General features: G+C 70.3%; 13 protein-coding genes. 4 read left to right on the forward strand and 9 right to left on the reverse strand.

Annotated elements, in window-relative coordinates:
• The first annotated feature begins 124 nt into the window (after positions 1–124).
• A complete protein-coding gene (locus ACYU8V_RS21310) occupies positions 125–1687 on the forward strand; it encodes an NCS1 family nucleobase:cation symporter-1 (protein ID WP_460850245.1) in 1563 nt (520 codons plus the stop codon).
• Between the two features lie 5 nt (positions 1688–1692).
• Positions 1693–2391, forward strand: a complete 699-nt coding sequence (locus ACYU8V_RS21315; protein ID WP_460850246.1) for an aspartate/glutamate racemase family protein — start codon at positions 1693–1695, stop codon at positions 2389–2391.
• Between the two features lies 1 nt (position 2392).
• On the opposite strand, the gene rodA is transcribed toward ACYU8V_RS21315, so the two are convergent.
• The 9 genes from rodA to ACYU8V_RS21360 all read right to left on the reverse strand — a co-directional run bounded on the left by rodA (position 2393) and on the right by ACYU8V_RS21360 (position 12137).
• Positions 2393–3592: a rod shape-determining protein RodA gene (gene rodA / locus ACYU8V_RS21320; RefSeq protein ID WP_460850295.1), complete on the reverse strand. Its 1200-nt coding sequence runs from the start codon at positions 3590–3592 to the stop codon at positions 2393–2395.
• A 2-nt stretch (positions 3593–3594) separates the two neighbouring features.
• The gene (mrdA, locus tag ACYU8V_RS21325; RefSeq protein WP_460850247.1) at positions 3595–5724 is read right to left on the reverse strand and encodes a penicillin-binding protein 2; all 2130 of its coding nucleotides are present in this window, start codon (positions 5722–5724) and stop codon (positions 3595–3597) included.
• Positions 5721–6302 (reverse strand): rod shape-determining protein MreD, encoded by a 582-nt coding sequence (locus ACYU8V_RS21330; RefSeq protein ID WP_460850248.1) that lies wholly within the window; start codon positions 6300–6302, stop codon positions 5721–5723. The genes mrdA and ACYU8V_RS21330 overlap by 4 nt, the downstream gene beginning before the upstream one ends.
• Positions 6299–7261, reverse strand: coding sequence for a rod shape-determining protein MreC (gene mreC / locus ACYU8V_RS21335; protein ID WP_460850249.1), 963 nt, complete (start codon positions 7259–7261; stop codon positions 6299–6301). The genes ACYU8V_RS21330 and mreC overlap by 4 nt, the downstream gene beginning before the upstream one ends.
• A gap of 6 nt (positions 7262–7267) precedes the next feature.
• Positions 7268–8299 (reverse strand): rod shape-determining protein, encoded by a 1032-nt coding sequence (locus ACYU8V_RS21340; RefSeq protein WP_460850250.1) that lies wholly within the window; start codon positions 8297–8299, stop codon positions 7268–7270.
• 89 nt (positions 8300–8388) lie between these two features.
• Positions 8389–8796 carry a nucleoside-diphosphate kinase gene (gene ndk, locus ACYU8V_RS21345; protein WP_460850251.1) on the reverse strand — a complete coding sequence of 136 codons (408 nt, stop codon included), beginning with the start codon at positions 8794–8796 and terminating at the stop codon, positions 8389–8391.
• Between the two features lie 529 nt (positions 8797–9325).
• Complete coding sequence (locus tag ACYU8V_RS21350; RefSeq protein ID WP_460850252.1) at positions 9326–10180, reverse strand: oxygenase MpaB family protein; 855 nt, start codon at positions 10178–10180, stop codon at positions 9326–9328.
• A complete protein-coding gene (locus ACYU8V_RS21355) occupies positions 10180–11370 on the reverse strand; it encodes an acyl-CoA dehydrogenase family protein (protein WP_460850253.1) in 1191 nt (396 codons plus the stop codon). The genes ACYU8V_RS21350 and ACYU8V_RS21355 overlap by 1 nt, the downstream gene beginning before the upstream one ends.
• Before the next feature lie 23 nt (positions 11371–11393).
• Positions 11394–12137, reverse strand: a complete 744-nt coding sequence (locus tag ACYU8V_RS21360) for a MerR family transcriptional regulator (protein WP_460850254.1) — start codon at positions 12135–12137, stop codon at positions 11394–11396.
• 143 nt (positions 12138–12280) lie between these two features.
• Here ACYU8V_RS21360 and ACYU8V_RS21365 point away from each other — a divergent pair, with 143 nt between their 5' ends.
• Complete coding sequence (locus ACYU8V_RS21365; RefSeq protein WP_460850255.1) at positions 12281–13087, forward strand: MlaE family ABC transporter permease; 807 nt, start codon at positions 12281–12283, stop codon at positions 13085–13087.
• The gene (locus tag ACYU8V_RS21370) at positions 13084–13932 is read left to right on the forward strand and encodes an MlaE family ABC transporter permease (protein ID WP_460850256.1); all 849 of its coding nucleotides are present in this window, start codon (positions 13084–13086) and stop codon (positions 13930–13932) included. Before ACYU8V_RS21365 ends, ACYU8V_RS21370 begins: the two co-directional genes overlap by 4 nt.
• The last annotated feature ends 4 nt before the right edge of the window (positions 13933–13936 follow it).

Raw genomic sequence — 13936 nt, forward strand, 5'->3', positions numbered from 1 at the left:
TATATCTTTCCCGTCATCCTGCGCTGACACGGGGAGACCGCGGCCGAAACGCCCGCTCCTTAGCGTCGAGCCACCTCACCGGCCGGCTCGACAGCTGAGCCACCTCACCCCGCAGGAGACCCTGATGGAGCATTCCAAGGAAGCCGACATCGTCGAAGCGGCCGGCTACCCGCCGGGCCGTGGCGTCGCCAAGCGCGACTACGACCCCCGCCTGACCAACGAGGACCTGGCTCCGCTCAAGGAGCAGACCTGGAAGTCCTACAACATCTTCGCCTTCTGGATGTCCGACGTGCACAGCGTCGGCGGCTACGTCACGATGGGCTCCCTGTTCGCGATCGGCCTCAACGCCTGGCAGGTCTTCGTCTGCCTGATCATCGGCATCGTGATCGTCCAGTTCTTCGTCAACCTGGTCGCCAAGCCCTCGCAGCAGGCGGGTGTCCCCTACCCGGTCACGAGCCGCGCCTCGTTCGGCGTCCTCGGTGCCAACATCCCGGCGATCATCCGCGGCCTGATCGCGGTCGCCTGGTACGGCGTCCAGACCTTCCTGGCCGCCGAGTCGCTCAACATCGTCTTCCTCAAGCTCTGGCCCGGGCTGGCGGACTGGGCCGACGTCGACATCCACGGCTTCCTCGGACTCTCGGTGCTCGGCTACGTCAGCTACGCGATCCTCTGGGTCCTGCAGGCAGCGCTCTTCTGGCGCGGCATGGACATGATCCGCAAGTTCATCGACTTCGCCGGGCCTGCCGTGTACGTCGTCATGCTGGTGCTCTGCGTCTCGATGCTGTTCAAGGCCGACTTCAACATCAGCTTCAACCTCTCCGACGTGCATCTGTCGGGCTGGGCGCTGATCTGGGCGCTGCTCGCGGCGATCGCCTCGGTGGTCTCGTACTTCTCGGGCCCGATGCTCAACTTCGGTGACTTCTCGCGCTACGCCAAGTCCTACGGCGAGGTGAAGAAGGGCAACTTCTGGGGGCTGCCGATCAACTTCATCCTGTTCTCGCTGCTGACCGTCACCACGGCCGCGGCCACCGTGCCGGTCTACGGCAAGCTGCTCACCGACCCGATCGAGACCGTCCAGCGCTACGACAACACCTTCGTGATCCTGCTCGGCGGCGCCACCTTCGTGATCGCCACCATCGGCATCAACATCGTGGCGAACTTCATCAGCCCGGCGTTCGACTTCTCCAACGTCAATCCGCAGAGGATCACCTGGCGGATGGGCGGCATGATCGCCGCCTTCGGCTCGATCATCGTGACCCCGTGGAACTGGTACAACAACGACGACGCGATCTTCTGGACCCTGGGCATCCTCGGCGGCCTGATCGGCCCGCTGTTCGGCATCGTGATCGCCGACTTCTACCTGATCCGCCGGCAGAAGATCGTCGTCGACGACCTCTTCACGATGGAGGAGGACGGGGAGTACTGGTACTCCAAGGGCTACAACCCGGCCGCGATCTACGCCCTCGTCGTGGCGAGCGTCTTCTCCCTCGGCTCGGTGATCGTGCCGAAGGTCCTGGACCTGGCAGCCTCCAGCGGGACCTCGCCCATCGACTGGATCACCAAGTACAGCTGGTTCATCGGGTGCGGTGCCGGCTTCGCGGCGTACTACCTCCTGGCCCTGGCGTTCAACGTCGCGGGCAGTGCCGACCGCAGGGCGTCCCTCACCATGGCCCCCGAGGCGGCCTGATCCGGATGCGGATCCTGGTCGTCAACCCCAACACCACGGCGTCGATGACCGCGCTGATCGGTGACTGCGCCCGGGCCGCTGTCGGCCCGGGCGTGGTCGTCGACGCGGTCAACCCCACCGAGGGGCCCGCGTCGATCGAGTCGCACTTCGACGAGGCGGTGGCGACGCCGCACCTGCTCGCCGAGATCACCACCCGCCCGGCGTACGACGGCTACGTGATCGCCTGCTTCGGCGACCCCGGCCTGATGGCCGCACGGGAGCTGAGCGAGGCGCCGGTCGTCGGGATCGCCGAGGCCGCGATGCGCACGGCCGGCTACCTCGGCCGCACCTTCTCGGTGGTGACCACCCTGTCGCGGGTGCTCGGGCACACCGCGGAGATCGCGCACCGCTACGGCGTCGCCTCACTGTGCGCCGGCATCCATGCCTGCGAGATCCCGGTCGTCGAGCTCGAGACCGACCCGGCGGCGTACGCGACGATCCTGGGGGTCTGCCGCGACGCCCTCACCACCGACCGCTCGGAGGTGATCGTCCTGGGCTGCGCCGGCATGGCCGACCTGTGCCGGCGGCTTTCGCAGGACCTGGGCGTCCCCGTCGTCGACGGCGTGGCGGCGGCCACGGCGGAGGTGGAGAAGCTGGTCAGGCTCGACCTGCGCACCAGCAAGCACGGCGAGCTCGCCCCGCCCCCGGTGAAGGTCTTCGCCTGAGTCAGGAGCGGACCAGCACCCGCTGGGCGGGCTGCAGCCGGGCCGCGGGGTCGGTCAGGGTGCGCAGGTGGATGTTCTGCAGCAGGCCCACGGCCAGCATCCCGGCGAACATCGAGGAGCCGCCGTACGACACGAACGGGAGGGGTACGCCGGTGACCGGCATGATCCCGAGGCACATCCCGATGTTCTGGAACGCCTGGAACCCGAACCAGCACGCGATCCCCGCGGCGGCCATCCGGCCGAACATGTCGTCGGTGCGCGACGCGATCCGCAGCGCGCGCCACAGCACGATGCCCAGGAGCACCACGATCAGCGCGGCACCGACCAGCCCGAGCTCCTCGCCCGCGACGGTGAAGACGAAGTCGGTGTGCTGCTCGGGCACGAAGCCGGCCTGGGTCTGCGAGCCGTGGAACAGACCCTGCCCGAACCAGCCGCCGTTGCCGACCGCGATGCGGGCCTGCTCGACGTTGTAGCCGGCGCCCTTCGGATCGAGGTCGGGGTTGGTGAAGGCCAGGAAGCGGTCGACCTGGTACTTCTTCAGGAAGCCGCTCAGCACGGCGAAGACCGCCACGCCCATGCCGCCGACGCCGAGCATCCCGAGCCAGCGCCGGTCCGCGCCGGACGCGGCGATGACGCCGAAGACGGTCGCGGTGAGGACGAGCATGGTGCCGAGGTCGGGCTGCAGCAGGATCAGCGCGGCGGGTACGCCGGCGACGCCCAGCATGAGCAGCACGTCCGACGTACCGACGCCCCGGGACCAGCGGCCCTCGGAGCGCTCCGCGACGACCAGCGCCATGCCGACGACCACCGCGAGCTTCGCCAGCTCCGAGGGCTGCAGCGACATCCCGCCCAGCATCAGCCAGGACTTCGAGCCGTTGATCGTCGAGCCCATCACCAGGACCAGCAGCAGCCCCAGGATGCCGAACAGGTAGGCCACCGGCGCCAGGATCCGCACCCAGCGGTTGTCGGTGACCGTCACGATGCCGAGCAGCACCACGCCGATGACCAGGTTGACGACCTGCTTGTCGAGGAAGACCTTCGGGTTGCCGCCGGTGAGCGCGTCGCGGTGCGAGGTGGCCGACCAGACCAGCAGGCAGCCGAGCACGCTGAGCACCAGCACCGCGGCCAGCAGCGGGATATCGAGGTCCTGCCAGCGGCGCAGCACGCGGCGCCGGGACACCGTGGTCTGGCGGATCGACATGCTCACTCACCGTCCTTGCGGGCCGGCGGGAGGATCGAGCCGTCCTTGCCGAACACGGGCAGCGACGTCGGGGCGGTCACGCCGGGGATGGCGGAGTGGCGCGGGTTCACCGTGGTGTCGTGGATGCCGTAGAGGGCCTCCCACACCTTGCGCACCGCGGGACCGACCGACCCGGACCCGGTGCCGGCCTGGCTCATCATCATCACCACGACGTAGTCCTTGGTGTAGGACGCCACCCAGCCCGTCGACTGCTTGCCGAGGACCTCCGCGGAGCCGGTCTTGGCGTGCACCTGGACCTGGTCGAGCGGGAAGCCGCCCATCTTCCAGGCCATGGTGCCGACCTGGCTGACGCCGAGGGTGGCCATGTCGACGTACCTGCGCACGCGCGGGGGGATGTTCACGTGGCGCACGACCTTCGGGGTGATGGTGCGCAGCACCTGGCCCTGGGGGTCGACGATCGCCTTGCCGATGGTCGGCTCGAAGAGGGTGCCGCCGTTGGCGAGCGCAGTGTAGGCGCGCGCGAGCTGCAGCGGCGTGACCGCGGTGTCGCCCTGGCCGATGGCGAAGTTGGCGGCGTCGTACTCGCGGTAGGCCTGGCCCTCCACGCAGAACTCGTGGGCGAACAGGTAGAGGAAGTCGGAGGTCTTCTTGTCCTGCGGCTTGTGCGCGATGCCGCAGTAGTAGCCCTTCATCTGCTTCCAGTACTCCAGGCGCCACTTGCGGTCCGCGATCCGGCCGGAGGCCTCACCGGGCAGGTCGAGGCCGGTCGGCTTGCCGAAGCCGAACTTCTCGGCCTCGTGGACCAGCGGGTCCCGGGCGTGGGAGTTGAAGGCGTCCGAGCCGTACTTCTCCCAGAAGTGCATGCCCACCTGGAAGAAGAAGGTGTTGCAGGAGACCTCGATCGCCTTGGCGAAGGAGATCAGCCCGAAGCTCTCCGACTCGTAGTTGTGGAAGTCGCGGTTGCCGATCCGCACCGAGGGCGGGCAGGTCAGCTGCGAGCTCGGCCCGTAGCCGTGGGTGAAGGCGCCGACGGTCATCATCGGCTTCCACGTCGAGCCGGGCGCGAACTCGCCCTGGAAGGCCCGGCTCAGCAGCGGCGTGCCGGCCTTGGTGGAGTAGAGCCGGTCCAGCTGGCGCTGGGTGATGCCGCCGGTCCACACCTTCGGGTCGTACGTCGGCGCGCTGGCCATCGCGATGATCCGGCCGGTCTTGGCGTCCATCACCACGGCCGCGCCGGAGTCGGCGGCGAAGTGCCGGTGGGTGACCGGGTCGACCGTGGCGCGCTGGGTCCTGATCGCCTCGGCGAGCTGCTTCTCGACCACGCCCTGCACCTTGGCGTCGATCGAGGTGACCAGCGTGTCGCCGGGCTGTGCCTGCAGGTCGTCGACGTTGCCGAGGACCTGGCCCTGGGAGTTGACCGCGACCTGCTGGTAGCCGGGCTGCCCGCGCAGCCAGGCGTCGTACTCCTTCTCCAGGCCGGCGCGGCCGACCTCGGAGGCACCGTTGACGGAGGTGTCGTCGTTGCTGTTGGCCGCGTCGAGCTCGCTCTTGGTGATCGGGCTGAGGTAGCCGAGGACCTGCGCGGCGTTGACGCCGTACGGCGAGGGGTACTCGCGCACGCTCTGCTGGTCCACGATCACGCCCGGGAAGTCCTCGGGCTGCTCCTGGATCCGCAGCGCCACCGCCTGCCTGACGTCCTCGGCGACCGGGACCGGCTGGTAGGGCGAGCCGTTCCAGCACTGGCCGTTGACCGAGCCGTCGCTGCCGCAGGCGACGAGCTTGCGCTTGACCAGCATCGGGCGCTGACCGATGACGCCGGAGACGCGGCGGATCAGGGCGTTGCGCTCGTGGTCGCCCATCTTGTTCAGCAGCGTGGTGTCGATGGAGACCACCCACACCAGCCGGTTGGTGACCAGCGGGCGGCCCTGGTCGTCGACGATCAGGCCGCGCTGCGGCTGGACGACGATGTCGCGGATCGACTGCGAGGCGGCCTTGCCCTGGTAGGTGTCGCCGGTGACGACCTGCAGGTAGTACAGGCGCGCGCCGAGCGTGGCGAGCAGCGAGAACGCGAGGACCTGCAGGACGACCAGGCGGAGCCGGCTGCGCCGGCCGGGGTCGGCCGTCGTGCTCATCGCAGCCCGACCCGCGCGGGCTCGCCCGCGCCGAACCGGGCGACCCGGCCGAGCCTGCGGTAGGCCCAGAACGACAGCGGCAGGACGAACAGGGCGCCGACCAGGTCCCAGACCAGGCCGACGAGGATCACCCGCAGCACCTGGCCCGGGCTGAGGTCCAGGTCGTTGATGAGCAGGCCGGTCAGCGCGAAGATCGAGTTCGCCACGAACGACCCGCCCAGCACGGCCGCGGCCATCAGCGAGAGGTTCGGGCGGTGGGCCGCGCCGCTGTGCGGCTGGTCGTCGTGGCTGAGCCGGCCCACGACGTACCCGACCGTCATCAGGGCCAGCGCCCAGCGTCCGGCCACGTGGTCGGCCGGCGGCGCGAGGTCGAGCAGCAGGCCGGCGCAGAAGCCGGTCAGGGTCGCGAACCGGGTGTCGGTGGCGATCGCGGTGGCGACGACCACGAGCAGGACGACGCCGGGCACGGCGCCCGCGCCCGCATCGGGCCAGCCCAGCTCGGGCAGGGCCGAGACCTGCAGCAGCAGGCCGACCAGCACCAGCACTGTGGCCGTGACGACCCGCGTCGTGCCCCTCATCGGATGCCCCGCAGGCTCTGGTCGGCCTCGATCACGCGGCCGGGGGTCCCGGAGGGCACCACCACGCCCACCATGTCCAGGGAGGTGAAGTCGACGAACGGCTTGAGGACCGCGCGGTAGCTGGTCTCGCGCAGCGACTGGTAGACCTTCACGACCGTGCCGATGGGCACCCCGGCGACGTACGGCGCGCCGTCCTGGCTCCCCCACGTGACGACCGTCTGGCCGACGTGCGGGACGACCGTCTGGTCGAGCAGGTTCAGGTCGAGGCTGGCGTCGGAGCCGAGGCTGCCGTTGCCGGTGACGAAGCCGAGCTTCATGTTGTCGCCGACCCGGCCGCCCACGGTCGAGCCGGCGTCGGTGATCAGCAGGACCGTGGCGCTGTGCGAGGTCACCGAGGTGATCCGCCCGACGAGGCCGGCGCCGTTGACGACGGTCATGTCGGGACGCAGGCCATCGCTGCTGCCCGCGTCGATCGTGGCGGTGTCCTCGAAGGAGCCCGAGGCGTGCAGGCCGGTGACGCGGGCCGGCTTGAGGGCGTAGCCGAGGTCGCCGGCGATGGCGCGCAGCGAGTCGAGCTCGGCGAGGCGGTTGGCGGCGTACGGACCGGTCTCGGCCTGCTGTCGCAGCGCCTCATTCTCGGCCCGCTCCTTCGCCAGCTCGCCGCGGAGCTGGCCGTTGGTGCGCAGGGCGCCCGGAATCACGGCGATCGGGTGCAGCAGCGTGGTGACGGCGTCCTCGACCGGACCGACGAGCTCGCCCGCGACGTGCCGGACGGGCGCGACCGGGGAGCTGTCGCCGCTGGCCTTGTCGATGACCATCAGGGTCACGCAGGCGAGGACCAGCGCGAGGACGAGCGAGCGCGAGGGCAGGCCGCGGTCCTCGCGGCGCTCGCGGGCGAGGCCGACCCGCTTGATCGGGCCGGAGCCGGTACGCCGTGGGGGCAGCGTCTCGAGGGTCATGGCTGCTCAGAACCGCCGCGGGTTGGTGACGAGGACCTGCTGGAGCGCCTCGAACTGCTCCACGCAGCGGCCGGCGCCGAGCACGACCGAGACGAGCGGGTCCTGGGCGACGTGGACCGGCATGCCGGTCTCGTGCCGGATCAGCTCGTCGAGCCCGCGCAGCAGGGCGCCGCCCCCGGTGAGCACGATCCCGCGGTCCATGATGTCGCCGGCCAGCTCGGGCGGGGTCTGGTCCAGGGTCGACCGCACGGCGTCGACCATGGCGTTGAGCGGCTCCTCGAGCGCGTGGCGTACGTCGGCGCTGGTGACCGTGACTGTGCGGGGCAGGCCGCTGACCATGTCGCGGCCACGGATCTCGCCCTCGGGCTCGCCCGGCCGCGGGAACGCCGAGCCCAGGCTGATCTTGACCTGCTCGGCGGTGCGGTCGCCGAGCATGAGCGCGTGCTCCTTCTTCATCCAGCTGATGATCGCGGCGTCGAGGTCGTCGCCTGCGGTGCGGATGGAGAGGGAGGTGACGATGCCGCCCAGGGAGATCACGGCGATCTCGGTGGTGCCGCCGCCGACGTCGACGATCATGTTGCCGGTGGGCTCGTGGACGGGCAGCCCGGCGCCGATCGCGGCGGCCATGGGCTCCTCGACGACGTACACCCGGCGGGCGCCGGCCTGGTAGCCGGCCTCCTTGACCGCGCGCTGCTCGACCGGGGTGATCGAGCTGGGCACGCAGATGACCATGCGGGGCTTGGCGAAGTAGCGGCGCTTGTGCACGCGGGCGATGAAGTGGCGCAGCATCTGCTCGGTCGCCTCGAAGTCGGCGATCACGCCGTCCTTGAGCGGGCGGAGCGCGAGGATGTTGTCCGGCGTACGCCCCAGCATCTGCTTGGCCTCGTGGCCCACGGCGATGACCTCGCCGGTGGTGTCGTTGAGCGCGACGACGCTCGGCTCGTCGAGCAGGACGCCCCGCCCGCGCACGTAGACGAGGGTGTTGGCAGTGCCCAGGTCGACGGCCATGTCCCGACCGATGATCGAGTTCAGCCCCACGCCACCCTCCACGCACGTCACGGAGCCCGAGCGGGCCCACGTTGTCGAGGGTAGGAAAGTTGACCAGTGTTACTGGTGAGGCACGCCGATCAGAGAGTCGGGAACCACAGCCCGATCTCGCGGGCCGCGGACTCCGCGGAGTCCGAGCCGTGGACCAGGTTCTCGCGGTTGGAGAGCGAGAGGTCGCCACGGATGGTGCCCGGCGCGGCCTTCCGGCCGTCGGTCGCGCCGTTGATCGCGCGGACCACCGAGATCGCCTCGTCGCCCTCGAGCACCAGCGCCACCAGCGGGCCGCTGGTCACGAAGTCGCGCAGCGGCGGGTAGAAGTCGCGCTCCACGTGCTCGTGGTAGTGCGCGTCGGCCTGCGCCGCGTCGATCGTGCGCAGCTCCATCGCGACGATGGCGAGGCCCTTGGCCTCGAACCGGGACAGGACGTCGCCGATCAGGCCGCGGCGTACGGCGTCGGGCTTGATCAGGACCAGGGTGCGCTCAGTCACGGTCCGTGAGACTACCGGCAGGTGGGGTCGGGGCGGCCGGGAGACCATCGCGACCTCTCCTCCGCCGTGTCGTGCGGGGTTGGTCTTGGGCGGCCGCACCGTAGCCGCCCGGTCCCCGGCCTGGCCTGACCGCCCGGGAGGTACAGGATCGCCCGCACGGGTGATCTTCACGGACTCGGCAGCCCGAGAGGGCGCCACGATCGCCCGCGCGGGCGATCTTGGACCCCGTCGCGGCGCGCTAAGGACGATGGGCCACGTGACCCATAGTCCCTAGCTCCCCGACACCCACCCGCGCTGGCGGCCGCGAAGCGGCGGCGCGGGCGGAGCCCGTGCCGTTGTCGCGCCGTCCAGCTCGTCGTCCGGGACCCGCAGTCAAGGACCGCGAAGCGGCCGCGCAGCGGCGCCGAAGGCGTCCTTGACGGCGGGGGCCGACGAGCTACGGTGCGGCCGCCCAGACCACCCCCGAAGGAGTAGTGGGTTTCGATACGTCGCTCGCTGGCGCTCGCTCCTACTCAACCAACGACGGTGGTCAGACGAGCGGCCTCCCCGCCCGGATCCGGCGGCGTACGTCCCACAGGTAGAGGTTGAACGGCATGTTCCGCACCAGCCGCGGCAGGCGACGGGTGAGGGCGCCGGTGGTGCGGCAGACCCGGCCGAAGGCGCGCTCGCGCCGCGGGCCCCAGCGCAGGCCGAGCTTGTCGCGCAGGGCGGGCGGGGTGAAGCCGACGTTCATGAACTCCAGGACGCGGGCGAGCGGCCACATCCAGAACGGGAACATCTCGAAGCGGTAGAGGAACCGGACGTAGTCGCGGGTCGGGCCGTCGATGTCGGCGCTGGCGAGGCGCTCGTCGAAGTAGGCGTAGAAGTCCGCGCGCGTCGCCGGCCACTGCTCGCGCCGCATCTGCAGGGTGGTGCCCAGGATTGCCATCTGCTGGTAGATCCGCTCGGCGAGCTCCTCCTCGACCGGCCCGTGCAGCCGCTCCCAGGTGTCGACCAGGCCGAAGTAGAGGCAGGCCGCCACCCACAGCTGCAGCTCCGGGTCGAAGGCGTTGTACTTCACCGGGCTCTCGGCCGTGGAGCGGACGTGGCGGTGCGAGCCGTTCACCGCGTCGCGGTACGCCGCCCGGTCGGCGTCGGTGCCGAGCACCGCCACCGCGAGGTAGGTGAGCGTGGTGCGGCCGCGCTTGAACGGGTGCTTGTCGATCCGGCCGCTCTCGACCTTCGACTCCATGACGCCGTAGGCCACCCCCGGCGCACCCAGCATCTGCAGGGCCACGTTGGCGCTGCCGGCGTACAGGGCGGTGATGCCGTCCCAGTAGTCGCGCATCTCGACCGGCGCGGGCGTGGCTTGTGCACTCATGTCGGACTTCATGGTGGACCTCATCAGTAGCTCTTGGGCAGACCGAGCATCGAGGTGCCGATGTGCGCGAGCACGAGCTCCTCGGCGACCGGGATGTTCTTGGCGATGCGGGCGTCGCGGAAGATCCGCTCCACCGGGTACTCCTTGGAGTAGGCCATGCCGCCGAGGGTCTGGAAGGCCTGGTCGGCGGCCTCCCAGCCGACCTGGGCGCCGGTGAGCTTGGCGATGTTCGCCTCGTTGCCGCAGGGCCGGCCCTGGTCGAACAGCCAGGCGGCCTGGTAGGTCATCAGCCGGCCGAGCTCGGTCTTGGCCTTGATCTGGGCCAGCGGGAACTGCAGGCCCTGGTTGGCCCCGATCGGGCGGCCGAACACCTCCCGCGAGGAGGCGTAGTCGCAGGCGATCCGGAGCGCGGCGTCCGCCGTACCGATGCCGCCCGAGGCGGCCAGGATGCGCTCGGGGTTGAGGACGTCCCACAGCACGGCGAAGCCGGCGTCGACCTCGCCGATGACGTTCTCGGCAGGGACGCGGACGTCGTCGAGGAACACCTGGCTCGAGGCCAGGATGTTGCTGCCCATCTTGGGGATGGGGGTGAACGACAGAGTGCCGTCGGCGAGCGCCTGCTTGACGTCGACCAGGAACAGGGTGAAGCCGGCGGTGCGGGACAGGCCCTGCGCGCCGGCCTCGCCGGCCGGGATGGTGCGGGTGACCGCGACCATCCAGTCGGCGTTCTCGACGTTGGAGATCCAGATCTTCTGGCCCTTGATCAGGTAGTCGTCCCCGTCGCGGCGGGCGGAGGTCCTGATCTCGATCGCGTTGGAGCCGGCGTCCGGCTCGGTGAGGGCGAGGCAGAACTGCACGGAGCCGTCGGCCAGGCCGGGGAGGATGCGCTGCTTCTGCTCGTCGGTGCCGTGCCGGGTCAGCGTCATCGCGCCGAAGCCGGGCGTCGTGACGTAGAAGAACGTGCCGGCCACGCCGCCCGACGCGCACAGCGTCATGTTCGCGACCGCGAGCTCGAGCAGGCCCTGCCCTCCCCCGCCGTACTCCTCGGGGACGCACAGGCCGAACCAGCCACCGGCGCCGAGGTCGTCGAAGATCTCGCGCGGGAAGCGGTGCTCCTCCTCGCAGCGAGACCAGTAGCCGTGGTCGTACTTGGCGGCCACGGCGGCCACCCCCTCACGGACGGCGAGAGCCGACTCGGGCAGGTCGAAGTCCATCTGCTTCCTCTCTGGCGGTGCGGTCAGCGACGCTGGATCGAGCGGGCGACCAGGTCGTTGGTGGACCGCTGGAAGGCGGTGACGATGGCGTCCAGGGTGAGCTGGCGGAGCACCGAGACGGTGTGCTCGAAGCGCTCGGCGTCCTCGCGGGAGTGCACGGTCGCGCGGTAGGGACCGAAGACCTGCTCGCGCATGATCTCGGAGAGCTCCCCGGCCAGGACCGACATGTTGCGCACGATCGCCTGCCCGGCCAGGCGCATGCCCTCCATCGGGATGTCGAGGTCGAGGACCTGCACGCCGACCTCGAAGCCCTGGATCGGGGTGTAGCGGGTGCCCTTGTCGGTGGCGGCCTCGCGGACGATGCCGAGGTCGACCAGCATCTCGAGCTCCGCGTCGCTCAGGCGCCGCTTGGCGTGGGCGTCGAGCTGGCGGCGGGTGAGCTCACGGGGTCCGGGGATGGTCCAGGAGGTCAGCATGGCGCGCTCCAGCGCGAGGTCCTCGACGGTCGCGTCCTCGGGCAGCGAGGCGAGGTAGCGCTCGATCGCCTGCAGCGTGAATCCGTGCTCCTGCAGCGCCCGGATCATCTCCAGGCGGGTGAGGTGGGCCTCGTCGTACCAGGCGAGGCGGCCGCGGCGTCCGGGCGGCGGGAGCAGGCCCAGGCTCGCGTAGTACCGCGTGGTGCGCACCGACAGCCCGGCGGCCGCGGCGAGCTCGTCGACGGTCATGCCGGGTTCATCGGCAGCTTCTGCGGCGGCAAGAGCACTCATGACTGTCACAGTAGAGGTGTTGTCCAGCGCTGACAACCACCGGATTCACGCTCAAAACTCGCCCTTGACGTCACAGCATTGACGTATGTCACACTGCCCGGGACACATCAACTGTCATCGTCAGCATCGAGCGAGGGGGCCAGATGTCAGCAGCGAGCACCGGCCTCGCCGCCGCCGTGCGCCGCCCGTTGGGCGAGACGGCCGGCCTGCTCCGCTTCGCGCACCGCACCCTCGTGGCGACGGGCCGCTCGATCGCCGGGCGGCGCTTCCCGCTCGCCGAGGTCGTGGTCCAGGCCTGGTACGCCGTGCGGGTGTGCACGCTGCCGGCGCTGGCCGTCTCGATCCCCTTCGGCATCATCCTGGCCCTCCAGGTCGGCGTGCTCGCCCAGGAGGTCGGCGCGGTCGCGTTCACCGGCGCGGGCAACACGCTCGCGGTGATCCGCCAGGCCTCGCCGATGATCACGGCGCTGATGCTCTCCGGCGTGGCCGGGTCGGCGATCTGCGCCGACCTCGGCGCCCGCACGATCCGCGAGGAGATCGACGCGCTCGAGGTGATGGGGCTGCCCGTGATCGAGCGGCTGGTCGTGCCGCGGATGTTCGCGATCGTCGGTGTCGCGGTCCTGCTCAACGGCGTGGTCATGTTCTTCACGATCATCACCACGCTGCTGATCTCGGTGGCGATGGAGAACCTGCCGCCCGGCAGCTACTTGGCGTCGGTGACCACGCTCGCGCAGTCCTCCGACCTGGTGCTCTCCCTGGTCAAGGCAGCGGTCTTCGCGGTGATCTGCGCCGTGGTGGCGTCGTACAAGGGCCTGAACGCGAAGCGCGGGCCGACCGGCGTGGGCGAGGCCGTGACCAGCTCGGTCGTCACCAACTTCGTGCTCCTCTTCGCGGCCAACTTCGTGATCTCCCAGATCCAGTCCAGCCTGGTCGGGGGGCCGCTCGGATGACCTCGACCCGACCCCTCGACTCCGTGGTCGACGACCTCGAGCAGGTCGTGCTTTCCCCCCTGGCCGGCATCGGCGCGCAGCTCGTGCTCGCCTGGCGGGCGATCCTGGCGCTGCCGATCGCCGTGACCCGCTACCGCGGCGAGATCTCCCGCATCCTCGCCGACGTGGCGCTGGGGTCGGGGATCTTCCTGGTCGGCGGCGGAGTCGTCGGCGTCGTGCTCCTGCTCTCCACCCTGACCGGGACCGAGGTCGGGCTCGAGGGCTACCAGGGCCTCGACGTGATCGGCCTGGCGCCGCTGACCGGCTTCATCTCCGGCTACGCCAACACCCGCGAGCTGGCGCCGATGATCGCCTCGCTCGGCTTCGCGGCGCGGATCGGCTGCGGGTTCACCTCGCGGCTGGGCGCGATGCGGATCAGCGAGGAGATCGACGCGCTGGAGTCGATGGCCATCCGCCCGATCCCCTACCTGATCAGCACCCGACTGGTGGCGTCGTGGATCGTCGTGCTGCCGCTCTACCTGATCGGCCTGGTCGGCACCTATCTCGCGACCGACCTGATGGTCACCACCTTCTACGGGCAGTCGCACGGCACCTACGACCACTACTTCCGCACCTTCGTCGCGCCCGTCGACATCATCTACTCGGGCATCAAGGTGATCGTGCTGACGACCGTGGTGACCCTCATCCACTGCTACCACGGCTACACCGCGAGCGGCGGCCCCGAGGGCGTCGGCCGCGCAACCGGCCGTGCCATCCGGGCCAGCATCATCAGCCTGACCGTCGTCGACATCCTGCTGACGCTGACCCTGTGGGGCGCGGACCAGCAGGTGCAGATCTCGGGCTGAGCCG

It is taken from the genome of Nocardioides ultimimeridianus, assembly GCF_054777895.1.